The sequence below is a fragment of the Achromobacter seleniivolatilans genome, from assembly GCF_030864005.1.
GTDB classification, from domain to species: Bacteria; Pseudomonadota; Gammaproteobacteria; order Burkholderiales; family Burkholderiaceae_B; genus Achromobacter; species Achromobacter seleniivolatilans.
Map to the genome: position 1 here is coordinate 4,239,546 of NZ_CP132976.1, position 24,823 is coordinate 4,264,368.

The following is a 24,823-nucleotide window of genomic DNA, read 5'->3' on the forward strand; positions in this document are numbered from 1 at the left end:
CGATGGCTCTCTACGCCTTCAGCAGTTCACGGGCGATGATCAACTTCTGGACTTCGGTGGCGCCTTCGTAGATACGTAGCGCTCTGATTTCCCTGTAAAGCTTCTCCACCGGCATCCCCGACACCACGCCCGCACCGCCAAACATCTGCAATGCGCGGTCGATCACGGTCTGCGCCGATTCAGTGGCCATCATCTTGGCCATCGCTGCTTCACGCGTGGTGCGCAGCTTTTGCACGTCGCGCATCCACGCGGCGCGGTACGTCAACAGCGCCGAAGCGTCGATGGCAGTTGCCATGTCGCCCAACGCGGCTTGCGTCAGTTGCAGGTCGGCCAGCGCCTGCCCGAACATGCGGCGCGACTTGGCGCGGGCAAGGCCCTCGTCCAACGCGCGGCGCGCAAAACCCAGCGCGGCCGCGGCCACCGATGCGCGGAAAATATCCAGCGTCATCATGGCCAGCTTGAACCCCTGGCCGGCATCGCCCAGACGATGCGATACCGGAATGCGGCAGTTATCGAATGTGATCGTGGCCAACGGATGCGGCGCAATCAGCTCGATGCGTTCGCTGACTTCAAATCCTGGAGTGTCGGCATCCACCACAAAAGCGCTGATACCGCGTGCGCCCGGCGCTTCACCCGTACGAGCGAACACGCAGTAGAAGTCGGCGATGCCGCCATTGGAAATCCAGGTTTTGGCGCCGTTCAGCACATAATGGTTGCCATCCAGCGTGGCTTCGCACGACAACGCAGCCACGTCCGAGCCCGCATCGGGTTCAGACAGTGCGAAAGCGGCGATGGCCTCGCCGCGCGACACGCGTGGCAGGTAGCGCTCACGCAGTTCGTCGGAACCCATCAGCGAAATTGCGCCGCTGCCCAGGCCCTGCATGGCAAACGCGAAGTCTGCCAACCCTTCGTGGCGCGCCAGGGTTTCGCGCAGAATGCAAACCGAACGGGAATCCACGTCGGGCAGCGCGCCGCCCCAGGCGCCGCCAGGGCCGCCCGCAACCGCGTAGCGCAGCCAGCCAGCTTCGCCCATCGCTTTCACCAGCTTTTTGCAGGCGGCGTCGGCGTCGTGATGGTCAACATTGCCCAGAGACTTCTCGCACCAGGCGTCAACGTCGTGAGCCAGTTTGCGGTGCGTTTCGTCAAAAAAGGGCCAGTCCAGCCAGCTTGCGTCACGCATCATCAGTTCCCCTCGAACACGGGCTTCTGTTTGGCCACAAAGGCCTCGTACGCGCGATGGAAGTCGCGCGTCTGCATGCAAATGGCCTGGGCCTCGGCTTCGGCCTCAATGGCTTCGTCCACACCCATGTTCCATTCCTGATGCAGCAGCTTCTTGGTGACGCCGTGTGCAAACGTCGGGCCAGCGGCCAATTGCGCGGCCAGCGTCTGGGCGGCATCGCCCAGCTTGGCGGAGTCATGCAGCGCATTGAAGAAACCCCAGCTGGCGCCCTCTTCGGCAGTCATGGCGCGGCCGGTGTACAGCAATTCAGAGGCGCGGCCCTGGCCGATCATGCGCGGCAACAAGGTGCAGGCGCCCATATCGGCGCCCGCCAGCCCGACCCGCGTAAACAGGAAGGCTGTACGCGCGGCGGGCGTGCCCAGACGCATGTCCGAGGCCAGCGCCACCATGGCGCCTGCGCCAGCGCACACACCGTCCACGGCGGCCACGATAGGCTGCGGGCATGCGCGCATGGCTTTGACCAGATCGCCCGTCATACGGGTGAAGTCCAGGAGTTCAGGCATGGTCATCTTGGTCAGCGGACCGATGATCTCGTGCACGTCGCCACCCGAGCAGAAGTTTCCTCCCGCGCCCGTCACCACCACTACCTTGACGTCGGTGGCATACACCAGCGAGCGGAACAGGTCGCGCAGCTCGGCGTAGGAATCAAACGTCAGCGGGTTCTTGCGTTCGGGGCGATTCAGGGTGACGGTGCCGATCTTGCCGTCGGCCGACACCTGCCACAGAAACGTCTTGGCCTGATAACCGGCCATCGGACGTTTGTGGTGCTTCATGGTGTGCTCTTCGGACTGGGTGGTCATGGTGTCTCCTGTTCGTGAATTCTGGAATGGGGGGCAGGCGCGGCGCCGGTATCAGCCGGTCATCACTTCGCCGCCATCTACCGCTATCGCCTGGCCGTTGATGGACGCCGACGCTGGCAGCGCCAGCCAAGCCACCGTTTCGGCCACTTCCTCGGGCTGCACAAGGCGGCCCTGCGGGTTGCGTTCGGCCAGCTTGGCGCGGGCGGCTTCCGGCGTCATGCCGGTTTTTTCCACAATGTTCGTCACCGCGCCGCGCACGATGTCGGTCTCGGTGTAGCCCGGGCACACCGCATTGACGGTCACGCCTTTCTGGGCAGTTTCAAGCGCGAGCGATCGAGTCAGGCCTATAACTCCGTGCTTTGCAGCGCAGTAAGCACTAACGTACCCATAGCCGATCAGGCCGGCTGTGCTGGCCACGTTGATCACGCGGCCCCACTGCGCTTGCAGCATGCCCGGCAAAGCGGCCTGGATGCAGTGGAAGGTGCCGGTCAAGTTGACGGCGATCATTTGCTGCCACAGCGCGGAATCGGTACGGTCAAAGCGCTGGCTGACGGCCTGACCCGCGTTGTTCACCAATACCAGCACCGGCCCGAACTCAGATTCGGCCTGGGCGAAGGCCGCTCGCACCGACGCTTCATCTGCAATGTCTGCGCTGACGGCCTGCACTTGACCCAGACTGGCCAGGCTGTCGGCCGCAGCATCCAGCGCCGCGCCATCGCGGCCCAGGAGCGTGACGCGGGCGCCGCGCTGCAAGAGCGCGCGGGCGCTGGCCAGCCCGATGCCGCGCGCGCCGCCCGTTACCAGAGCATGACGCCCGGCAAGCGGTTGCGGGGTTGTATTCATTTAACGTCCAGTTGCGCCATGGCGGCGGCGCGTTCAAAGTTGGTTTCCAGTTGGCGCTTGCCGGCGAAGTATTGATTCGGCCACGCCACATCACGGTAGCCCACCCGAGCCGCTTCGCGTAGTGTCCAAGAGGCGTCAGCCAAATGGGGACGCGCCAGCGCGCACAGGTCGGCGCGGCCCGAGGCGATGATGCCGTTGGCGTGGTCGGCTTCAAAGATGGCGCCGACCGCAATGGTCGGAATACCGGCTTCGTTGCGCACGCGGTCGGCAAACGGGGTCTGGAACATGCGGCCGTAGACGGGCTTTTCTTCCTTGCTGACCTGTCCCGACGAGCAATCGATCATGTCGGCGCCTGCTTCCTTGAAGTGGCGCGCGATTTCTACCGCGTCATCGGCCGTGATGCCGCCTTCAACCCAGTCGCTGGCGGAAATACGCACCGACATGGGTTTATCTTCGGGCCAGACGGCGCGCACGGCGTGGAAGACTTCCAGCGGGAAACGCAGGCGGTTTTCCAGGCTGCCGCCGTATTCGTCTTCGCGGTGGTTGGTCAGCGGCGAGATGAAGCTGGACAGCAGATAGCCGTGGGCGCAGTGCAGTTCCAACCAGTCGAAACCGGCTTCGGCAGCGCGTCGCGCTGCGGCGACGAAGTTGTCACGCACCTGATCCATATCGGCGCGCGTCATGGCGCGCGGCATCTGCGACACACCCTCGATGTAAGGCAAGGCCGAAGCCGACACCAGCGGCCAATTGCCTTCGGCCAACGGATGATCGATTTTTTGCCAGCCCAGTTGCGTGGAGCCCTTGCGGCCGGCATGGCCCAGTTGGACGCCGATGCGGGCGTCGCTATTGCCGTGCACAAAATTCACGATGCGGGCAAACGCCTCTTGCTGCCCGTCGTTCCACAACCCCGGGCAGCCCGGCGTGATGCGGCCGTCAGGCGACACGCAAGTCATTTCCACCATCACCAGCCCGGCGCCACCCATGGCGCGCGCGCCCAAGTGCACCAGGTGAAAGTCGCCCGGCACGCCATCGGTGCAGGAATACATGGCCATCGGCGACACAACGATGCGGTTCTTCAACTGCACGCCGCGCGCCTGATATGGCGTCAGCATCGGCATGGCGGGACGCTGGTCCGCGGAAGCGGCGGCGCCCGAGCGCTCGGCGATCCAGCGCTCAAAGCCTTCGAGCCACGCCGGGTCGCGCAGGCGCAGGTTTTCGTGCGAAATGCGTTGTGAACGGGTCAGCAGCGAATAGGCGAACTGTTCCGGTTCCAGGTCGGCATAACGTTCGACGTTTTCAAACCATTCGGTGGAGTTGCGGGCGGCGTTCTGGATCTTCAGCACTTCCACGCTGCGCACTTCTTCGTAGTGCTTCAGGCCGGCTTCCACGCTGCCTTCGGCGCCGCTCAGGCAGCGCGCCAGCTCAATGGAGTCCTCAAGCGCCAATTTGGTGCCGGACCCAATGGAGAAGTGGGCGGTGTGGGCGGCGTCACCCATCAGAACAACCGGCACGCGGCGTTGGCCACGTGCGGTTTCCAGCGTGTTCCAGTGCACCCAGGTGTTGCAGATGACACGCGGGAACCGAATCCAGATGGCGGAGCCGCGCAGATGCGAAGCATTGCTGATCAAGGCATTGCCATCCAGCCAGGGCGCGAACAACTTTTCGCAATAGGCGATGCCCTCTTCCTGGCTCATCTGCTCGATGCCGGCAGCCTGCCAGGTTTCTTCGGGCGTTTCCACGATGAAGGTGGACATGCCGTCTTCGTAGCGGTAGGCGTGAGCCTGGAACCAGCCATGCTCGGTCTGCACGAAGGCAAACGTGAAGGCGTCAAAGACTTTCTTCGTGCCCAGCCACACAAAGCGGCAACGGCGCTGGTCGATGTCGGGGTGGAAGGTGGTTTCGTAGCGCGTGCGGATCTGGCTGTTGATGCCGTCGGACGCAATCACGAGATCGGCGTCGTATTCACGGGCGATTGCCTGATCGTCCTGAACGAAGTTTTCAAACACCAGCTTTACGCCGACGTCTTCGCAACGTGCCTGCAAAATGTTCAGGAGCTTCTTGCGGCCAATGCCGATGAAGCCGTGGCCGCTGCTGCGGATGCTGCGGCCTTTGAAGTTGATGTCGATGTCGTCCCAATGGTTGAACGCATCGCCGATGGTCTGAGCAGACACGGGGTCCGCTTCGCGCAGGTTCTGCATGGTGGCGTCCGAGAACACCACGCCCCAGCCAAAGGTGTCGTAGGGGCGGTTGCGTTCCACCACGGTGACTTCGTTGGCGGGATTCTGCAATTTCATGAGCAGACCGAAATACAGGCCGGCGGGACCGCCGCCGATGCAGACTATTTTCATTGCCGTATACGCTCCGTGGTACGCGACAGTCGCTCGGGGTACTGGAGCGGGGCGCCGCAGATATTTAGGTCTGGATAGTTTAGGCTTGAAATATATACCTGAAGTTGAGGGATCGCAAATGAGGGAAAGCTAGTAGATGGGGGGGGTAATGGGGGACGGGGTTGTTGGTTTTCGTGGGTGGGGTTCGTGGCTGGTGTGGGGTGGCTTCGTGGCTGGTGTGGGGTGGCTTCGTAGGCCGCCCCTCGCCGCAGGCGCCGTGACTGCTCGCGCCCGCGTCGAGGGGCTCTCGCTGTCTTAAGCCGTCGCGCTGCTAGGTTCGCGTTTACTGACGAGATTTGCGGTGCCCGCCTCTGCGGCCGCCCGGGCGGCGCGCTATCGGCTTACGCGTTTTTGTGCGTCGGGGGGGTGTCGCTTCGCGCTTGCGTGGGGCGCGGTGCTAGTGTCGCCGCCGTTGTGGGGGGGGAAGCGATGGGCGGCGCGCGTTGGGCATCTACGTTTGAATGTAGATCCTTCCGCGCGCCGCCCATCGGTTTTGGTGACGGTCGTCTTGGGGTGGGTGATGCAGTTGGAGGAGTGCTTTCGATGAGGCGGGAAAATGAAGATGGTCTTTGCCATCTTCATTTGCCTCTGTCCATTACGGTCTTGCGCGTAACCACTCTTCCAGATCTTTCGCGGGCAACGGCGGCGAGAACAGGAAGCCCTGGCCTGCCGCGCATCCTTGCTCGATCAGGAATCGGCGTTGCTCTTCGTTCTCTACGCCTTCGGCGACTACTGGCAGGCTCAAGCTTTCGCCGATGCGGATCACGGCGCTGGTCAAGGCGCGGGCGGCGTCGTCGCTTTCCAGGCCTTGCACGAAGCTGCGGTCTAGTTTCAGTTCGTCGACGATCAGACGGCGTAGGTGGCCCAGGCTGGAGTAGCCCGTGCCGAAGTCATCCATCGACAACCTGACGCCCAGGCGGTGCAGTTCGGCGATGGTGCGCAAGGTGCCGGCGGTGGCGTCTAGGACTACGCCTTCGGTGATTTCCAGCATCAGGTCGGCGGGCGCCAGGCCGAATTCGGCCAGGGTGGCGGCGATCATCCGGGGCAGGTTCAGGTTGTGGAAGTTGGTGGCGGACAGGTTTACGGATACCGACGGTACGCGCAGACCGTTGTGGCGCCAGATTGCCAGTTGTGAACATGCCTCGCGTAGCGCCCAGTCGCCCAGGTCGCCGATCAGGCCGCACTCTTCGGCGAGCGGTACAAAGCGTACCGGAGAGATGTCGCCCAAGGTGGGGTGGCGCCAGCGGGCCAGGGCTTCTACGCCGTACAGACTGCCGTTTTTCAGGCCAACCTGCGGCTGATAGTGCAGGCGTAGCGCTTTGGCTTCCAGTGCATCGCGCAAGGCGGCTTCGAGGGCCAGGCGTTCTTGCGCCTGGCGGTTCATCTCGGCGCTGAAGAAAGAGATACGGTTGCGGCCCGCTGTCTTGGCCTGGTACATGGCCATGTCGGCGTGGCGCAGCAGCGTGTCCATGTCGCGCCCGTTTTCGGGGAAGACGCTGATGCCGATGCTGACCGACGGGTTCAGGGTAATGCCGCCGACACTGAACGGCTGGGCCAGTGCGACCAGGATGTGCTCGGCGGCTGCGGTCAGGCGGCCATGTTCGAAGTCCGGCATCATCATCACGAATTCGTCGCCGGACAAGCGGCCCACGATATCGGTGGGCCGCGCCAGCCGGCGCAGGCGCTGCGCCACGTCGCGCAGCAACGCGTCACCGATGGGGTGGCCGAGCGTGTCGTTGACCTGTTTGAAGCGGTCCAGGTCCAGGAACAGCACGGCTACGCGCTTGCGTTCCGGCTCGGCGCGCGCGATGGCCTGCTCGGCTTGAGCCAGCAACAGGTTGCGGTTGGGCAGGCCGGTAAGCTCGTCATAAAAGGCCAACTGGCGGATGCGGGCGCGGGCTTCCTCGCGTTCCAGCGCCAGGGCGCACAGATAGACGCATACATCCACCAGCCGATGATGAAAATCGTCTGGCAGACGGCGTTCGCGGAAATAGAAACCGAAGGTGCCTATCACCCGGCCGTCGCTGGATTTGATGGGTGACGACCAGCACGCCTTGACGTCTTCAGGCAGCGGCAGGTGGCGGTAGTCGTCCCACAAGGGGTCCGTGGCGATATCCGGCACGATGACGGGCCGGCCCAGGAATGCGGCCGTGCCGCAGGCGCCCGCCTGCGGACCGATCGGCAAGCCGTCCAGCGCATCACTGAACGCGCTGGGCACGCTGGGCGCGGCCAGGGGCCGTAAATGGCCCGTGTCATCGACGCGCATCACAGTTGCTGCGACTTCGGGCGCCAGGCGTTCGACCTCGCGGCACACCATGTTCATGACCTCGACCACCGAGGCCTCGTTGACCATGGCTTGCAACACGCGGCGTTGCAGCACCTCGTGCACCTTGGTCGGCGTGATGTCGGTCAGCACATCCACAATATTGACGAGCGTGCCCCGGTCATCGAACACCGAGTTCGCCATGACCGATACCCACAGCGGTTTGCCGCCCCGGTCATAGACCAGCACATCTTTGTGATAACCCTCGCGGCAGGCAATGCGGCGGCCTAGCTCTTCGCGGGTGCCGCCATCCGGCCGGCCGCCGGCCAGCAATTCGCCCAGTTCTTGGTGCAGGGCATCGCCCCGCGAGAAACCCAGCATGCGATGAAAGCCGTCGTTCACATACAGAATGCGGCCATCGCAGCCTGACACGGCAACCGCGTTGCCGGTTTCATTGATGCCTAGCAGCAGCAGGCGGATTTCTTCCTGCCGTTCGGCGTCCGCGATTGATTTGCGGGAAATGACCGAAATGCGCGCGACTTCTCCGTCGTCGCCCAACATGGGCATATAGGTCGCTTCGATCCACAAGGTCCTGCCATCTTTCTTGCGATAGCGGCAGGTGCCCGAGAAGTGTTCGGCCCGGAGCAAGCGGGTCCAGATCCGTTCTCCGCTGGCGATGCCCTTGCCTTCGTCCATGCTGTCGCACAGCATGTCGTGGCTTAGTGCCTGAGCCTCTTCGCGGGTATAACCCACGGCGGCCAGAAAATTGGGGTTGGCGTTCAACAGCGAGCCATTCGGGTCGAAATCGAACAGCAGCAGCGCCCGATCCATCGACGCCAGATAATTGCCCGCATGCCACGCGGCGCCCTCGGGGGCCGCACTCGAAACGCTTACATGAGAATCAAGCATAAGGGGCTCCATACCGGAAAACAGCGATTCCGGTTTCATTCAGCGCTTTGGAAAGCCAAGCGCGACGCGGTCGCGTCCATCTTGCTTGGCCAGATACAGCGCCTGGTCCGCCCGACTGAGCGTTTCGGAGAAGGTTTCTCCCAACTGGTGATGCGCCATGCCAATACTGACTGTCAGCCGTAATACGTCGTCACTTGCCTGCACCGCCAGCCCGCGCACCGCGCCAACCAGGCGGTCCATCACGTGTTGAGCAGCATCGGGTTGCGTGTTGGGTAGCAGCACCAGGAATTCCTCGCCGCCCCAGCGGCCGCACAGATCGTATTCACGCAGACTTTGCACCAACGCGCCGGCCAGCTCGACCAGTGCGCGGTCACCCGTTTCATGACCGTGCTGGTCATTGACCGCCTTGAAGTGATCCACGTCCAACATCGCGACGACAAAGCTCTCGCCGCTGCGAGAAGCCCGCTGGACTTCCTGCTTGATCATTTCCATCAGGGCGCGGCGGTTCAGCAAGCTGGTCAGCGGGTCCCGGCTAGACGTCTCTTCCAGTGCGGCATTCAGATCTCGCATCATGTTTTGATAGTGATCCGATATCCGCGCAATCCGGCTCAGGCGGCGCAATTGCCGGTCGAACTGATCGCACAGACCCAGTTCGCGCTCGTGCGCCATGCTTTGATAGGCGTCCGACAACTGGGTCACGCGCTCAATGCGCGACATCTGCTCGGCTGTGTACTGCCAAAGCGCATCCAGCGCTTCGCGCAGGGGGTGACCGGCGTAGGCCGGGTCCGCCAGCAGCTCAGTGATGCGTCGATCCAGTTCGGCGGCGCCGGGTTTCATTCGCGGCCAACCACCGAGAACGGAAAGGAGCAGTCTTCCTTGAATTCCTCGGCCAGTTCCCCAACGCGCTCGTTGCGCTTGTCGTAGAACCAGGTGACGCTGACGGAGCGTCCGTTGCGATGGGCGGCCTCAAGCACGTCAAAGATGTCCATGACGGACTTGATACTGCTGGTATTCAGATACAGCAGTTCCAGTTCCAGGCTCAACGGGGCGGCTTGGCCCTGCAAGTAGGATTCGACCCATTCAATCACGGGGCCGAACAGTTCGAAGGAATTCTCGGGATAGGAGTCGCCGCGCATTACCAGCACGCCGGCTGCGGCGTCCGTGGTAATGGCAGGCGTGGACTGCGTCCCGGGAATGTTCAGATCTTTCATCAATTACTCCGAAAATAATCCTTGAATGCGTACCTTCAGACCACGACGCTCAGGCTGAAGAATGCCCGACCCTCCTCCGCGGCTGGGGTCAGGCTGGCTTCCAGCGGAGCGCCGGCGCGGCGCGCGATATCGATCAGCCCCAGGCCGGCGCCCGACGCCACGCCCTGAGTACGGGGCTTGTGCAGCTGGGCCTTGTACTCGGCCTTCAGGGCTGCCTTGTCCAGCGCAGCCAGCTCCTGAATTCGGGCGACCAACGCATGGCCGTCATCGGACTTGACCAGATTTCCCGCTGACACCACATAGCGGCTTTCGTCGCGGCGGCCGATCACGACCGTGGCGCTTGCTTCGGCGTCGCCGCTCGCGGCGGCGTACTGGCGAATGTTCTGGATCATCTCGATGTAGACCGAGAACACATCCATGGCTTCCGCCGGACGCACGTGTTCGGCGCTCAGGTAATTCTTGAGCGCGTTGCCAATTTCCTCGATCAGGCTGCGAGATATCGGCCCGTTAAAGCACAGCAGGGTGCGGTTTTGGTTGAACCGTTCACCTAACGCGTAGAGATCGGAGGCATTCATGGGAGTTACCGCCCTGATAACGTTTATTCGAATCGGAAAGACAGCAAAGTGATGTCGTCGCGCTGCGGACGCCCACCTTGGTATTCGGCCAGCGCTTGCGTAAAGGCGACAGCCTGCTCTGTTAACGGCTGCTGCGCGTGTCTCTTGAGCATTTCCGCAAAACGCGTGTTGCCGAACCCAAATCCGTGCTCGCCGCCCGCCTGATCCAGGAACCCGTCGGTCGCCAGGTAATAGGTCCAGCCGGGTTCCATCTGCAGCTCTATGTTTTCGTAAAGCCCGGCGCGCTTGTCGCCCAGAGCGCGCTTGCCTCCGGGCACTTCGCGCAGGGTCTTGCCGTCACTTGCATACAGGCTGATCTTTGCACCCGCATACAGCAGGCGGCCCGATTGGCGGTCAATATATACCAGGCCTGCATCGGTATTCGTGGCCAGAGCCCGGGGCAGTTGCGCATCCGCAAGCATTGCGCGGATGGCATTATCCGTGCGGGTCAGGATGCCTGCGGGGTCTCCCGGGCCGACCTCGGTAATGGCCAGGTCAATGGCGGCGCGGGCCAGCATGGTCATCAGCGCGCCGGGCACGCCGTGGCCCGCGCAATCCATGATGCCCAGCAGGCAGTTGCCGCCGTCTGAACGGAATACGTAGAAGTCGCCGCCGACCACATCGCGCGGTTTCCACAGCACAAAGTGGTGCGCGCCCAGGGACTGCGTCAGTTGGCGATCCGGCAGGATGGCACGCTGGATCAGGCTGGCGTAGTCAATCGAATCGCCGATTTTCTTGTGCGCGGCGGCCATGGCCCGGTTGGCGTCCTCCAACTCGGACGTGCGTTCGCGCACTTTAGACTCCAGCTCGGCGGTGTGCTGGCGCACTTTGTCAGCCATCACGCCAAAGGCGCGGCTCAAGTCGCCGATCTCATCCTGGCCGCCCGGGGGCAGGCGCACGTCGTAGCTGCCGTCGGCGATGGCGCGGGCAGACTGTTGCAAGCGGCGCAAAGGGCGCAGCATCAGCCGTTCAATGGCATAACCAAAACACAGCAGCATGGCGGCAAACAGCAGCACCAGACCGATGCCCGCCGGCCACAGCCAGCCGGTATCCAGCACCCGAGCGGCGCCCAGATCCACGACCGTCAGCACATGCCAGTGCAATTCGGGCATATAGGCCACGGCCACTAGCTGGCGCGTGCCGTCCAGCTTGACCCAGGCGGTTTGGACCGATTGCGGATCAGCCTGGGCCGCGTGCATGGCCGAGCGCAGTTCGTCCCGGCCCTGCGCGTCTTCCAGCAGATTGAATACCTTGCCGCGGCTGTCTGCGGCTCCGCCTGCGCCCGAGTTATAGGCAATCAGCGACGCATCCATGTGGGCCTGGATGGCGCCTTCCTCGTCGATGATGATCGGCGTCACGCCCGGCTGCCCGCTGTTGACGAATTCGCGCAAGAATCCGCCCACATCCAAACCCGCGCCAGTCAGGCCGATGACCTTGTCGCCGTCGCGCACCTGGGCATTGATCCAGACGCGCGTGGTCTTGAGCTTTAAGTCAGGATTGACGTTGATGTTGTATTTAGCGGGCGCTTTCAACGTGGCATAGAACCAGCCGTCGTCAGGCGCGCTTGGGCTGAGCGTATACCGGGGCGCCTCGGACAACGGCTTTTCGTCGTTGAAGTAGTAATGACCGCTGGCGGCGCTGGCGATGAAATAGGCGCGTCCCAACAAATCCCGGCGATAGCCGTCGGCTTCACGGAAGAACAATTCGCGAGCAGCCGGATCACTTTCATTGCGCAGCCAGCGGCGGGTGACTTCGCTGTCGGCCAGCCGTAACGACAGGGCCAGTTCGCGCGACACCGGGGCCAAAATGCGCTGCCGGTTCAACTGCGTGAAGTTATCGGCAAATGCCCGTCCGAAGTGGTCTCTTACCCCGTCCAGCACCAGCCAGCCAATGATCGCGGCGGGCGCCAAGGCGACCACGCACGCCAGCAACAGCGCCATTAATGATTTTTTGCGCAAACCCCATTTCGCCATGCGAAGTCTTCCTGACAGCTTGATAAGACGTAACGAACGTAAAACGGGGAATGCGTGGGCTGGCGCCTGAACCGTAAAAACGGCGGGTCGCCGCGCTTTCGCCCCGCCTGATGAGCCAATGAGCTTGTTGTGGGGCGCAGGCGCCTGATAGGCGCGCAGCAGGCCCAGCTCAACAAGTGTAGAGAACAGTGGGGCCAATTGAAACAGGTGCAAACGTCTGGATGCTCTCCAGACACCTTAAGTTTCAACCTAGCAATATAAATGCTGATTTATTGCGTTTTATTTCTTGATTTTTGCACGCTGTCGGCTTTGGTTGCGGCTTTCTTGCTACACGCCCAGATAGCGTTCCCATAGACCCCGGTCGGCGTCCAGGGCCTTGGAGTCCCCGGTCCACACGACTTTCCCGCGTTCCAGGATGACGTGTTGATCCGCCAGAGTGAGCAACCTTTCGACATATTTATCGATGACCAGGATGGTCTGCCCTGCCTGCCGCAGCCGCGCCAGGCAATTCCAGATTTCTTCGCGGATCTTGGGCGCCAGGCCTTCGGTGGCTTCGTCCAGGATCAGCAAGCGGGGGTTCGTGACCAGCGCGCGGCCGATGGCCAGCATTTGTTGTTCGCCGCCGGACAACTGATTACCCATGTTGCGGGCGCGTTCAGCCAGACGGGGAAAGAGTTCAAACACGCGTTCCGGGGTCCAGGGTTCGCCGATGTCGGGGTTGCGGGCAGCGACGAAAGCGGTCAGATGCTCGCGCACGGTCAGGTTGGGAAAGCACTGGCGCCCTTCCGGGACGATGGCCACGCCAACGCGCGCAATGCGGTCGGAGCTCCAGCCGCTGATGTCCTGCCCTGCAAAATGGATCTTGCCGCCGCGCAGCGGCAACTGGCCAAACAAGGTGCGCAAGAGCGTGGTCTTGCCCATGCCATTGCGTCCCAGCAGGGTCACGACCTGTCCGGCGCCAATTTGAAGGTCCACGCCAAACAGCACCTGGCTGGCGCCATATCCGCTTTTGACCGATTCAATGGTGAGCATCACGCGGTCTCCTCGTCGCCCAGATAGGCTTGCCGCACTTCCGGGTTGGCCCGGATTTCGTCGGGGGTGCCGGTCGCAATGACGCGGCCATACACCAGCACCGACAAACGGTCCGCCAAACGAAATACCGCCTGCATATCGTGTTCCACCAGCAACATGGCGGCCCGCCCGCGCATGGATTCAATCAGTTCGGTCAGGCGGACGGTTTCGTCCGGCCCCATACCGGCCATGGGCTCGTCCAGCAGCAGCACGCTGGGCCGAGCGGCCAGCGCCAGCGCGAATTCCACCTTGCGCTGCTCGCCATGCGGCAAGGTCCCGGCGGGACGTTCCAGCAGACTGGCGTCGATCGCGCATTCCTGGGCCAGTTCACGGGCCTGCTCATACAGCGCAGACTCGGCCGCGCGCGGCTTCCAGAAGCGGAAGCTGCTGCCCGCGTGCGCCTGCACCGCCAGCACCAGGTTGTCCAGCACCGACGACTGCTTAAAGATATTGGTGATCTGATACGACCGCGACAAGCCCGCCGCCACACGCTGGTGGGCATTCATGCCCGTCACATCGCGGCCGCCGACGGTCAGCGTGCCCGAATCGGCGGCAAGCGTGCCGGACAGCAGATGAATCAAGGTGGACTTGCCCGCGCCGTTGGGGCCGATCAGCGCGTGGATTTCGCCCGGGTTCAAAGACAAGGACACGTTATCCGTCGCCACCAGCGCGCCAAAGCGGCGCACCAGCCCGGATGCCTGCAAGGCGGGCGCGGACGCCGCCTGGGCCTGTGTATTGGCGCTTATCGTTGAACTCATGATCCCACCTTGCCGGCTTGCGCCGCAGCGCGTCCGCCAAACAGCGGCCCGAACAGGCCGACCAGACCGCGGGGCGCGCCAAACACCACGCACAACAGCAGCACACCCAAGGGCAGATGCCAATATTCCGTCCACAGGCGCAGCACTTCTTCCAGCGTCAACATCACCACCGCACCCGCAACGCCGCCCCAGCGCAGCCCAATACCGCCGACCAGCACCATGATCAGCAGATTGGCCGACTGCGTCCAATGCATCAGGCTGGGCGATATGAACAAGTTGTGATTGGCCAGCAGCGCACCGGCCAGACCGGCTGCCGCGCCACTGAGCGTGAAGGCCACGAGCTTGATGCGGTAGACCGGGTAGCCCATGGATTCCATGCGCGACTCGTTTTCACGGATGCCCTGCAAGGCCATGCCGAAGCGCGAGGACACCACGCGGCTGAATACCCACATCAGCAGCGCAAACAGCGCCAGCACTAAATAGTAGAAGCTGACGTCATGGGACAAGTCGATACCCGGCAGCGTGGAATAGCCGGGCAGGTTCAGTCCGTCTTCTCCGCCGTACTGACGCAGCGAGATGAAGATATAGAACAGCATCTGCGCGAAAGCCAGCGTGATCATGATGAAGTACACGCCGCGCGTACGCAGCGAGATCGCCCCCGTGATGCAGGCCAGCACACCGGCCAGCGCCATTGCCACGGGCCAGACGATCAACGCCGACGTAACGCCGGACATCGCCAGGATACCCACGGCGTAAGCGCCCGCGCCGAAGAACGCAGCGTGGCCCAACGCCACCATGCCGCCATAACCCAGGATCAGGTTCAGGCTGGTCGCCGCCAGCGCATAAATCAGCACGCGGCGCACAAAGGAAATGTAGAAGTCCAGGCCCAAGGCTGGCGCTACCAGCGGAAAGGCCACCAGCGCAGCCAAGAGCGCCACTGTCCAGATTGTGGATCTCATGATCAACCCCGCGCCGGAAACAAGCCGGAGGGCCGGAACACCAGCACCGCCGCCATCAATACGTAAATAGCGATGGCGGCCAGCGTCGGACCGACACTGGAAGCCACAGCCGGCGAAAAGACCTGGCGCAACAACATGGGCAGAAAGGCCCGCCCCGCCGTGTCCACCATGCCCACCAGCAAGGCGCCGACAAAGGCGCCGCGGATCGAACCGATGCCGCCGATGACAATGCACACCAGCACCAGGATCAGGATTTCTTCGCCCATGCCCACCTGCACGGACGTGATCGGGCCCAGCAGCGCGCCAGCCAATGCGGCCAGCATCGCGCCCAGCACGAAAACACCCAGGAACAGCATCGGCACGCGCACGCCCATCAGCGTGGCCATCTGGCGGTTGGAAGCCCCGGCCCGGACCAGCACGCCCGCGCGAGTGCGCGTCACGAACCAGTACAGCCCGGCCGCAGCAGCCACGCCAAAGACGATAATCATCAGGCGATAGGCGGGATACAGAAGATCAGGCAAGAGACGAACGGGACCCGACAGCACGGCGGGCATGTTCAGCATGACCGGAGCGGGGCCCCAGATCATCTTGACCAGATCATTGGCGATCAGAATGACAGCGTAGGTGCCCAGCACCTGGGCCAAGTGATCGCGCAGCGCCAGACGGCGGATCAGGGTCAATTCCAACGCCACGCCGACCGCGCCGGTCGCGACGGCCGCCACCAGGACGGCAGCGGTAAATGAACCTGTGCGCTGCATGGTTTCGGCGGCGACATAGGCGCCGGCCATGTAGAGCGAGCCGTGAGCCAGATTCATGATGTCCATGATGCCGAACACCAGGGTCAGCCCGGCAGCGATCAAAAACAACATCAACCCAAACTGCAGACCGTTCAGCAATTGCTCGACGATCAGCGTAAACGTCATGAAAACTTCCCCCTGCCGCGAACCTTAGAGGCGGCCCGCGTGCGATCGATACAACGATGGCCGGTGGCGGTTCACAGCCGGGGCCGGCATTGCCGGACCCCGTGGCCGCGAGCCGCTCAGGCGTCCTACATCAGAGCTTGCAGTCGCCGACGTAGACGTCCTGGTACTTGTCGAACACCTTGCCCACCAGTTTGTTGGTGATGCGGCCGCTGCCGTCCTTGTCGACGACGCGCAGGTAGTAGGCCTGGATCGGATAGTGGTTTTTGCCGTAGGTGAAGTTGCCGCGCACCGAGGGGTAATCGGCTTTTTCCAGCGCCTTGATGATGGCTTCGCGGTCGGTCGCCTTGCCGCCCGCCTGCTTGACGGCAGCATCCATGGCCATGATCACGTCGTACGCCTGGGCGGCATACACGGACGGGTAGCGGCCGTTGTATTCCTTGCGGAAGGCATCAACGAACACCTTGTTCTGCGGCACGTCCAGGTCATGCGCCCACTGCGCCGTGTTGTACATGCCCAGCATCGGCTCACCCACAGCCTGGATCACGTCTTCATCGGCCGAGAAGCCCGGGCCGATCAGCTTGACGCTTTGCGACAGGCCGGCGGACACGAACTGCTTGACGAAGTTGATGCCCATGCCGCCCGGCAGGAAGATGTAGACGGCGTCCGGCTTGGCCGCGCGGATCTGCGCGATTTCGGCAGCGTAGTCGATCTGGCCGAGCTTGGTGTAGACCTCGTCACCTGGGGCCGTCTTGTAGCCGCGCTTGAAACCCGTCAGCGCATCTTTGCCCGCCGGATAGTCCGGGGCCATGATGAACATCTTCTTGAAACCGCGGTCGGCGGCAACCTTGCCGGCGGCTTCGTGGAAAGCGTCGTTCTGGTAGGACGTGCCGAACCAGTAGTTATTGCATTGGGCGCCAGCGAACTGGCTGGGGCCGGGGTTGTTCGATAGATAGGGCACCTTGGCGGCGAACAGTGCGGGGCCTACGGCCAGCGCCACGTTCGAACCGATGGGGCCGGTGAAGAAGTCGACCTTGTCGCGCTGGATGTAGCGCGTGACCAGTTGGCGGGCCTGGTCGGGATTGCCGCCCATGTCCGTCTGCACGAATTCGGCGGGCTGTCCGCCCAGTTTGCTGCCCAATTGCTTGATGGCCAGATTGAAGCCGTCGCGGGCTTCGGCGCCCAGCGCCGAGAAGGGACCCGAAATATCGTTGGCGATGCCGACCTTGACGGTATCGGCCAACGCCACGGCCGGAACCAGCGCGGCGGCGGCGATAAGGGAAGTGATCAAACGCATGGTGGTGTGCTCCGTGCGCGAGCCCGCGCAGAGGGTGTTCTTTTTGAGGGTGCGATTCGAATGACTTCTATGCCCGGCCTGCCGGCGCCATTGCGCCGCCGTCAAACAGGTACTTGCAAAAAATATTGCTTGCAACACCAGGACCCCGTTGTGCAGCATAGCGAGTACTGGCGTGGTTCATAGTTTAGGTTTAAAGTATTCGTCAAAACAAGACTAGGGTTTTTACCGAAGGGTAATTACTAACCCATAGCAAGCTGATAACCATCAATGGTTTTCGCGCCGATAGCCCTAATATCGTCAGTCTGAAAACGCCGGGCATTACGGATAAGCGCTTACCCGACCAAATACCAAAAATACCAGAGCTTTACCAATCAGCTGCCGCCATGGTTACTCTCTACCGAAACTACGATCGCGCCGGATTAGACGTCCAGTACAACGCTCGCGCGACAGTACCCGACATCCTGCCGATACTCAAGAAATACGCCGATGACAGCGCCACGGCGCGGCAGTCATTGGACTGCGCGCTGGATGTGCCGTTCGGCGATCATCCCGACGAGTTGCTGGACATCTTTCCGGCAGCCTGCGCCACGCCAGCGGCCAGCGGAACGGCGAATGCACCGGTATTTGTGTTTATCCACGGCGGCTACTGGCGCCTGCTGTCCAAAAGCGATTCCAGCGGCATGGCGCCCGCGTTCACGCAAGCCGGCGCCGTGGTCGTGTCGGTGAATTATTCGTTGGCGCCTGCCGTCACGCTGGACCGCATCGTGGACCAGAACCGCCGGGCGCTGGCCTGGATTCACCGCCACATCGCCGAATACGGCGGCGATCCCAAGCGCATTCATATTTGCGGCAGTTCCGCAGGCGGCCATCTGGTCGGCGCGCTCCTGTCCAGCGGCTGGCATGCCAGCTACGAAGTGCCGCACGACGTGATCCGGGGCGCCGCGCCGCTGTCGGGCCTGTTTGACCTGCGCCCGCTGGTTCACACGCATATCAATGAATGGATGCGCCTGAACGAAGCCAGCGCCATCCGCAACAGTCCTGCGCTGCAACTGCCGCAGACCGGTTGCCCGCTGGTGGTCAGTTATGGCGAATCCGAAACCGCCGAGTTCAAACGCCAAAGCGACGACTATCTTGCCGCCTGGCGCGAACGCGGATTTCCTGGCCAATACGTTCCGATGCCCGGCACCAATCATTACGACATCGTTCTGACGCTGAACGATCCCGACAGCCCGCTGACCCGCGCCATCTTCGAGCAGATGGGTCTGGCGCCCGCCTCTTCACGCATTCCCGGTATCCTCCCTAGCCATGACTGACGCCCCCGACCTGGAATCCCGCGCCGCGCCCGACGATCACCATGCGTTGCGCTTGTGGCTGCGCATGCTGACTTGCGCCAATCTCATCGAAGGCGAAATCCGCAGCCGCCTGCGCAATGAATTCGACACGACGCTGCCCCGCTTCGACCTGATGGCGCAACTGCAACGCGCGCCCAAGGGCATGAAGATGGGGGATCTGTCGCGCCACATGATGGTCACCAACGGCAATATCACCGGCATCACCGACCAGCTCGAAAAAGAAGGCCTGGTGGTGCGCACCAAAGTCGAATCCGACCGGCGCAGCTCGCTCATCAAGCTCACGCCGCAGGGCAAGAAGACCTTTGCCCGCATGGCCCGCGCGCATGAGTCCTGGGTCAAGTCCATGTTCGGCGAGCTGCCGGAAGCCAGCCGCAATGCCTTGTTCCAGGCCTTGGGCGAACTCAAGCTGCAAGTCGTGGCCACCCGGCTGGAATCCGCCAAGTCCTGAACGGCCTCCGGCCCTGAAATCCGCGCCCGGTTTGGCGCATAATTGCCGCCATGATTCCGGTTTCTCTTCCTGGCGGTAATTTCTATGTGCTGATGGTGGTCTCGCTGGCCTGCCTGAGCACCTTGCTGACTTGGCTGGCCGTTCTGGCCACCACTCGAAATGCCCGGCTGTGGCTGGGCGAGCACCGCCGCGCCGGCACCATCCTGATGACCATTCTGGCGCTGATCGGCGCCATCTTCCCCTATCAGCAGTTCAGCCTGTGGTTTTCGGCGCATCGCGATGCCCAGGCGGAAGCCGGACGCAAGACGGTGCTGGCCCACAGTGCCAGGCTGGCGGGCGTGGACATGCCGGCAGGCACCGTCCTCAGTCTGACGACGCCGGGCGATTTGAATTCTTTTGACCGCGCCGTCTTTCCAGAGACCCAGCCCGCCCCGATACAAGGCGTCGTGGCCTCGCGCCTGTTCCGCTATCCCGCCAGCGGCAAGCAACCCGAAACCTTGTCGGCTGAAATCACGCGCGACCAAGCCCAGGAAGGCTGGCTCTGCGCGCACGGCCACAGGATTGAATTTGTCATGCAAGGCGGCGAGCCCCGCTTTGCCAGTTGCCACCTGGCCATCGGCAATACGCTGAACCAGCAACCTGTCCCGCCCGGCACCTGGCTGAAAGTGGATGAGCCCGCACGTGGCACCACGCTGGACGCGGCCAGCGCCACGCCGCGCTGGCTGCTGCGCACCGAAGGCAGCGAAGCCCTGACCGTTGCGCAAATGCCGTTACTGAAAGTGGACATGCGGCTGGATGGGCAGCGCCATGCCAGCCAGTTTGAAGGGCTGCTGGCCCGCGAAACCGCTTTAGGCGTCATGACCTACCCCGCCGGCACCCGCGTGCTGTCAGCCAACCCGCGTTTGCCGGGCGTCCAGCCAGGCGACCTGTTGTTTTCGCCGGCCCGGGGCCGCTCGGCCCGACGCAACGGCGGAGCAGAAGTCGCGGCGGGCAAATCCGTCTTGCAGGCCCCCGATGGCACCGTGCGCAGCGTGCTCAGCAACCACGACGCTGGCGTGCTGGACGTGGCCGACATGCGGATCGGCCCCTGACCGCCCGCTGACAAACCCCTGCCGCAAAGCGGTGGGATAATACGAAGCTTTCCCCCACGCGCCGCCTAGCCTGGCGGCGATTCCGTCCTGCTCACTGAAGAGACGAAGTCATGGCCGTTAATTTGCAGATCCCCTCCGAGTCCGAAATTTTTCCTGTTGCCGGCGTTGAAATCGGCGTCACCGAGGCCGGCATCCGCAAAGCCAACCGGCGCGATCTGACGGTATTCCGATTGGCCGAAGGCACGAGCGTTGCCGGCGTGTTCACGCGCAATCGCTTTTGCGCCGCTCCCGTGCAGGTCTGCCAGGCCCATCTGGCCGCAGGCGGCCCGATCAGCGCGCTGGTCATCAACACCGGCAATGCCAACGCCGGCACCGGTGAAGAAGGCCTGAAAAAAGCCAAAGACACCTGCGACGCGCTGGGCGCGCTGCTGGGCGTTCCCGCCACGCAGATCCTGCCGTTCTCCACGGGCGTGATCCTGGAACCGCTGCCTCTGGACCGCCTGGTCGCCGGCCTGCCTGCCGCTATCGCCAACCTGGCATCTGACCACTGGTCCAGCGCTGCCCACGGCATCATGACGACCGACACGCTGCCGAAGATCTCGTCAGCCAAGGTGCAGATTGACGGCAAGACCGTGACGTTCACCGGCATCAGCAAGGGCGCAGGCATGATCCGCCCCAACATGGCCACCATGTTGAGCTTCCTGGCCACCGACGCGGGCATTGCCCAGCCGCTGCTGCGCAAGCTGGCCGTGGAAATCGCCGACGCCTCGTTCAACCGCATCACGGTTGACGGCGACACGTCCACCAACGACTCGTTCATCATCGCCGCCACCGGCAAGTCCGGCGTTAACGTGAACAGCGAATCCGACGCCGCCTACGCTGCCGTGCGCGACGCGCTGACCGCCGCCGCGCTGGAACTGGCCACGAAGATCGTGCGTGACGCCGAAGGCGCCACCAAGTTCATGACCATCCGCGTCGAAGAAGCCGGCAACACCGAAGAAGCGCTGAAGGTCGCGTACGCCGTGGCCCATTCGCCGCTGGTCAAGACCGCCTTCTTCGCATCGGACCCCAACCTGGGCCGCATCCTGGCCGCCGTCGGCTACGCCGGTATCGACGATCTGGACGTGTCCAACATCCGCCTGTGGCTCGATGACGTGCTGGTGGCCAAGAACGGCGGCCGCAATCCCGACTACCAGGAAGCCGACGGCCAGCGCGTGATGAAGCAGGCCGAGATCTCGGTGCGCATCGCGCTGGGCCGCGGACAGGTCAGCGACACCGTCTACACCTGCGACTTCTCGCACGAGTACGTGTCGATCAACGCCGACTACCGTTCGTAAGGCAGGATGCAGACGTGACCGCAACCGAGTTTTCCACCCTGATCCAGCGCGCCGAGCGCGTGCTGGCGCAGCTTGAGGCCTTTCTGCCCCCGGCCACGCCAGAGATCGACTGGACGGCGCACGCCTTCCGCTGGCGCAAACGCGGCGCTCGCGGCTGGCTGGATGCCGTGCGCCACGTGGCGCGCATCGATCGCGAAGACCTGCAACACATCGAGCGCCAGAAGGCAACGATTGACCGCAACACCGTCCAGTTCCTGGAACACAAGCCCGCCAACAACGTGCTGATGACCGGCGCCCGCGGCACGGGCAAGAGTTCGCTGGTCAAGGCCATGCTGGCGGCTTACGGTGAACGCGGCTTGCGCCTGATCGAAGTCGACAAGTCTGACTTAGGTGACTTGGCCGATATCGTTGAACTGGTCGCGCCGCGCCCCGAACGCTTCATCGTCTTCTGCGACGACCTGTCGTTTGAAGAAGGCGAGCCCGGCTACAAAGCGCTCAAGTCCGTGCTTGACGGTTCCGTGTCGGCCTCGGGCGATAACGTGCTGATCTACGCCACGTCCAACCGGCGTCACTTGATGCCGGAATACATGAGCGAGAACTTGCAGGCCAAGCATCAGCCCGATGGCGAAATCCATCCGGGCGAAACGGTCGAAGAGAAGATTTCGCTGTCCGAACGCTTTGGCTTGTGGCTGTCTTTCTACCCGTTCAAGCAGGACGACTACCTGGACATCGTCTACCACTGGCTGCGCGAACTGGGCTGCCCGGAGGAACACATTGCGCCGTCACGCACCGAAGCGCTGCAATGGACGATTGAGCGCGGCTCGCGGTCCGGCCGCGTCGCCTATCAATTTGCTCGTGATTGGGCGGCCCGCCATGTCTGAGAAGATCGTTGACGTCGCCGCCGGCATGATCATGCGCGAAGACGGCATGCTGCTGTTGGGGCAGCGCCCCGAAGGCAAACCCTGGGCGGGCTGGTGGGAATTGCCCGGCGGCAAGTTGGAACCCGGCGAAACCGTGCTGGAGGCGTTGGCGCGTGAGTTGCACGAAGAAATCGGCATCCGCGTCACGCAGTCTCGCCCATGGGTGACGTATGTGCACGTTTATCCGCACACCACGGTCCGGCTGGCGTTCTGCTTTGTCACCGGCTGGGAAGGCGCGCCGCAGGGCCTGGAAAACCAGCGCCTGGAATGGGTCTGGCCCGCCGACGCAGCGGCTGTCGGCAACCTGTTGCCAGCGGCCCTTCCGCCTTTGCGCTGGTTGCAATTGCCCACCACCTACGGCATCAGCTCCATCGGTTCGCGTGCAGGCGTCGCGGCGTTTCTGGGCCGGCTGGATGCCGCATTGGCGCGCGGCGTGAAACTGGTGCAATTCCGTGAACCGCAATGGCCCGACGGCGCTGGCGCATCGTCGTTGCATGAAGTGCTGCAACAGGTGCTGAAGCGCTGCCGCGCAGCCGGCGCCCGCGTGCTGGTCAACAGCGCGCACCCTGCTGCCTGGTGGAAAGAAGCGGACGGCGTGCATCTGCGCACGGCTGACGCGGCGCGTCTTTCCGCCCGCCCGGCCTTGCCTGAGGGCGCGCTGGTCGGTGTGTCGGCCCATGACAACGCACAAATTGTCCACGCCCGGGAATTGGGCGCCGACTTCGCGGTGCTGGGTCCCGTGCTGGACACGCCCAGCCACCCCGGCGCGCAAACGCTGGGATGGGAAGGCTTTGTGGAAGGCAACCGCGACGCTGGCATTCCGGTGTTTGCCTTGGGCGGGCAATCCACTCAGACCGTGTCGCACGCGCTGCGCCATGCGGCGCATGGCATCGCGGGAATCCGCGGCGTCATCTGATCTACGGGTAACGCGGCAATACGGAAACGCGCGGACGTGCCAGCAAGGCAGTCCGCGCGCCGCTCAGTCGATCTTGTAGTCCATCCAGGACGCCACCATCTCGCGCAAGCCGCCCCCGTCTTCGAACGCCTCGCGCGAACCTTCCGCCTTGTTGCGTCCGAGTTCCAGGATGTACATATAGTCGGAGATCTCGGCGCAACGGCGCACATTCTGGTCTACCAGCACCACGGTCATGCCTTCGTCGGCAAAACCGCGGATGAGCGTATAGATTTCCTTGGATATCTTGGGCGCCAGCATTGCAGTGGGTTCATCCAGCAAGATGACCGACGGCTCGATCAACAAGGCCCGGCCGAACTCCACAAAGCGCTGTTGACCGCCGCTCATACTGGATACGGGATCATTGCGCTTTTGCGCCAGAATGGGAAAGCGGTCATAGACCGAATCAATGCGTGCGCGCACCCGCGTCTTGTCGCGGCGAAACGGCCAGCAGCCCAACAGCAGGTTGTCGTGCACGGACAGCTCGCCAAACAGGCTGCGATGCTGCGGCACGAAGGCCACGCCGTTGGCTGCGCGCTCGTGTGACGGCTGCGCACTGATATCCTGCCCCCGCAACGTGATGCGGCCTGTGCGAGGCGGCAGAAAACCAAACAAGGTCTTGAGCACGGTGGACTTCCCGGCGCCGTTGGGGCCAATCACCCCAGTGACTTTGCCGGCGCGCGCCTGGACATTGATGTGATTCAGGATCGTGATGTCGCCGTGATAGGCCACGGTCACGTCTTCCAGCGCAAGGATCGCGGTGCTCATGTCAAGCTCCCAGATAGGCTTCGACCACCCGGGGGTCGGCGCGCACGTGATCGGCATTGCCCTGGGTCAGGATGGCGCCTTCGTTCATGACAATGATGTGGTGAGACAGCTGGTAGATCGAAGTCAGGTCGTGCGAGACCAGCACTACCGAGCAATCATGCCCGGTCGGCAACTCGCGGATCACCGAGATCAGCAACTGCGCCAGCGCTGGATTGACGCCCGCGAACGGCTCGTCCAGCAGCACGACCTTGGGCTTGGCCACCATGATGCGCGCAAGCTCCACCAGTTTTTGCTGGCCGCCAGACAGTTCTTCGGCATAGTTGTGCCGCAACCGGTGCAGCTCCACCTTGTGCAGCCAATACTCGGATTGCGCGTAGCGCTCGTCGGCATTGCGGCCCGTATGCTGCTGGGCTACATCCAGATTGTCCAGCAGGCTCAACTGGCGGAAGATGCGCGGAACTTGAAAAGTGCGCCCCACGCCCAGCCGCGCCACCTCGTGAATCTGGCGGCCGGCGATCTCCTTGCCATCCAGTTCTATGCTGCCTTCGTCGGGCGTGTAGATCCCATTGATGCAATTGAGCATCGTGGTCTTGCCCGATCCATTCATGCCGATGACGCCCAGAATGGAGCCTCGCGGCACATCCAGATCGACACCCTGCAACGCCACCAGGCCGCCAAAGCGCTTCTTGAGATTCGTGACTTTCAACATA

The 24,823-nt window shown here is 63.0% G+C and carries 22 protein-coding genes; 6 read left to right on the plus strand and 16 right to left on the minus strand.

Annotation, left to right across the window (positions count from 1 at the left end; translation table 11 throughout):
• Positions 1-10 precede the first annotated feature (10 nt).
• The 14 genes from RAS12_RS19145 to RAS12_RS19210 form a co-directional block, all read right to left on the minus strand.
• Positions 11-1,180: an acyl-CoA dehydrogenase family protein gene (locus tag RAS12_RS19145; protein WP_306951519.1), complete on the minus strand. Its 1,170-nt coding sequence runs from the start codon at positions 1,178-1,180 to the stop codon at positions 11-13.
• 2 nt (positions 1,181-1,182) lie between these two features.
• The gene (locus RAS12_RS19150; RefSeq protein WP_306938101.1) at positions 1,183-2,040 is read right to left on the minus strand and encodes an enoyl-CoA hydratase family protein; all 858 of its coding nucleotides are present in this window, start codon (positions 2,038-2,040) and stop codon (positions 1,183-1,185) included.
• A 51-nt stretch (positions 2,041-2,091) separates the two neighbouring features.
• Positions 2,092-2,883, minus strand: coding sequence for an SDR family NAD(P)-dependent oxidoreductase (locus tag RAS12_RS19155; RefSeq protein ID WP_306938103.1), 792 nt, complete (start codon positions 2,881-2,883; stop codon positions 2,092-2,094).
• On the minus strand, positions 2,880-5,231 hold the full coding sequence (locus tag RAS12_RS19160; RefSeq protein ID WP_306938104.1) for a bifunctional salicylyl-CoA 5-hydroxylase/oxidoreductase: 2,352 nt from the start codon (positions 5,229-5,231) through the stop codon (positions 2,880-2,882). The genes RAS12_RS19155 and RAS12_RS19160 overlap by 4 nt, the downstream gene beginning before the upstream one ends.
• A gap of 634 nt (positions 5,232-5,865) precedes the next feature.
• On the minus strand, positions 5,866-8,442 hold the full coding sequence (locus RAS12_RS19165; protein ID WP_306938106.1) for a sensor domain-containing protein: 2,577 nt from the start codon (positions 8,440-8,442) through the stop codon (positions 5,866-5,868).
• Between the two features lie 39 nt (positions 8,443-8,481).
• On the minus strand, positions 8,482-9,279 hold the full coding sequence (siaD, locus tag RAS12_RS19170) for a biofilm regulation diguanylate cyclase SiaD (RefSeq protein WP_306938107.1): 798 nt from the start codon (positions 9,277-9,279) through the stop codon (positions 8,482-8,484).
• A complete protein-coding gene (siaC, locus tag RAS12_RS19175; RefSeq protein ID WP_306938108.1) occupies positions 9,276-9,653 on the minus strand; it encodes a biofilm regulation phosphoprotein SiaC in 378 nt (125 codons plus the stop codon). Before siaC ends, siaD begins: the two co-directional genes overlap by 4 nt.
• A gap of 35 nt (positions 9,654-9,688) precedes the next feature.
• A complete protein-coding gene (siaB, locus tag RAS12_RS19180; RefSeq protein ID WP_306938110.1) occupies positions 9,689-10,228 on the minus strand; it encodes a biofilm regulation protein kinase SiaB in 540 nt (179 codons plus the stop codon).
• 23 nt (positions 10,229-10,251) lie between these two features.
• On the minus strand, positions 10,252-12,240 hold the full coding sequence (siaA, locus tag RAS12_RS19185) for a biofilm regulation protein phosphatase SiaA (protein ID WP_306938112.1): 1,989 nt from the start codon (positions 12,238-12,240) through the stop codon (positions 10,252-10,254).
• A gap of 327 nt (positions 12,241-12,567) precedes the next feature.
• On the minus strand, positions 12,568-13,272 hold the full coding sequence (locus RAS12_RS19190; RefSeq protein WP_306938114.1) for an ABC transporter ATP-binding protein: 705 nt from the start codon (positions 13,270-13,272) through the stop codon (positions 12,568-12,570).
• Positions 13,272-14,069 carry an ABC transporter ATP-binding protein gene (locus RAS12_RS19195; RefSeq protein ID WP_306938116.1) on the minus strand — a complete coding sequence of 266 codons (798 nt, stop codon included), beginning with the start codon at positions 14,067-14,069 and terminating at the stop codon, positions 13,272-13,274. The genes RAS12_RS19190 and RAS12_RS19195 overlap by 1 nt, the downstream gene beginning before the upstream one ends.
• Positions 14,066-15,031, minus strand: coding sequence for a branched-chain amino acid ABC transporter permease (locus tag RAS12_RS19200; protein ID WP_306951521.1), 966 nt, complete (start codon positions 15,029-15,031; stop codon positions 14,066-14,068). Before RAS12_RS19200 ends, RAS12_RS19195 begins: the two co-directional genes overlap by 4 nt.
• Complete coding sequence (locus tag RAS12_RS19205) at positions 15,031-15,951, minus strand: branched-chain amino acid ABC transporter permease (RefSeq protein WP_306938117.1); 921 nt, start codon at positions 15,949-15,951, stop codon at positions 15,031-15,033. Before RAS12_RS19205 ends, RAS12_RS19200 begins: the two co-directional genes overlap by 1 nt.
• Positions 15,952-16,081: 130 nt before the next feature.
• Complete coding sequence (locus RAS12_RS19210) at positions 16,082-17,245, minus strand: ABC transporter substrate-binding protein (RefSeq protein ID WP_306938118.1); 1,164 nt, start codon at positions 17,243-17,245, stop codon at positions 16,082-16,084.
• Positions 17,246-17,628: 383 nt separating this feature from the next.
• Between RAS12_RS19210 and RAS12_RS19215 the strand changes: the two genes are divergently transcribed.
• The 6 genes from RAS12_RS19215 to RAS12_RS19240 all read left to right on the plus strand — a co-directional run bounded on the left by RAS12_RS19215 (position 17,629) and on the right by RAS12_RS19240 (position 23,309).
• Positions 17,629-18,558, plus strand: coding sequence for an alpha/beta hydrolase (locus RAS12_RS19215; protein WP_306938119.1), 930 nt, complete (start codon positions 17,629-17,631; stop codon positions 18,556-18,558).
• Complete coding sequence (locus tag RAS12_RS19220) at positions 18,551-19,045, plus strand: MarR family winged helix-turn-helix transcriptional regulator (protein WP_306938120.1); 495 nt, start codon at positions 18,551-18,553, stop codon at positions 19,043-19,045. The genes RAS12_RS19215 and RAS12_RS19220 overlap by 8 nt, the downstream gene beginning before the upstream one ends.
• Positions 19,046-19,095: 50 nt before the next feature.
• Positions 19,096-20,136 (plus strand): hypothetical protein, encoded by a 1,041-nt coding sequence (locus RAS12_RS19225; protein ID WP_306938121.1) that lies wholly within the window; start codon positions 19,096-19,098, stop codon positions 20,134-20,136.
• A 110-nt stretch (positions 20,137-20,246) separates the two neighbouring features.
• The gene (gene argJ, locus RAS12_RS19230; RefSeq protein WP_306938122.1) at positions 20,247-21,473 is read left to right on the plus strand and encodes a bifunctional glutamate N-acetyltransferase/amino-acid acetyltransferase ArgJ; all 1,227 of its coding nucleotides are present in this window, start codon (positions 20,247-20,249) and stop codon (positions 21,471-21,473) included.
• A 14-nt stretch (positions 21,474-21,487) separates the two neighbouring features.
• Positions 21,488-22,354, plus strand: coding sequence for an ATP-binding protein (locus tag RAS12_RS19235; protein ID WP_306938124.1), 867 nt, complete (start codon positions 21,488-21,490; stop codon positions 22,352-22,354).
• Entirely contained in the window at positions 22,347-23,309 is a 963-nt protein-coding gene (locus RAS12_RS19240; RefSeq protein ID WP_306938126.1) for a Nudix family hydrolase, read from the plus strand. The genes RAS12_RS19235 and RAS12_RS19240 overlap by 8 nt, the downstream gene beginning before the upstream one ends.
• Positions 23,310-23,372: 63 nt before the next feature.
• Here the strand turns inward: RAS12_RS19240 and RAS12_RS19245 are convergent, their stop codons facing one another.
• Together RAS12_RS19245 and RAS12_RS19250 are read right to left on the minus strand one after the other, a co-directional pair.
• The gene (locus RAS12_RS19245) at positions 23,373-24,113 is read right to left on the minus strand and encodes a branched-chain amino acid ABC transporter ATP-binding protein (RefSeq protein ID WP_371321210.1); all 741 of its coding nucleotides are present in this window, start codon (positions 24,111-24,113) and stop codon (positions 23,373-23,375) included.
• A gap of 1 nt (position 24,114) precedes the next feature.
• Complete coding sequence (locus RAS12_RS19250; protein ID WP_306938130.1) at positions 24,115-24,822, minus strand: ABC transporter ATP-binding protein; 708 nt, start codon at positions 24,820-24,822, stop codon at positions 24,115-24,117.
• Between the last annotated feature and the right edge of the window lies 1 nt (position 24,823).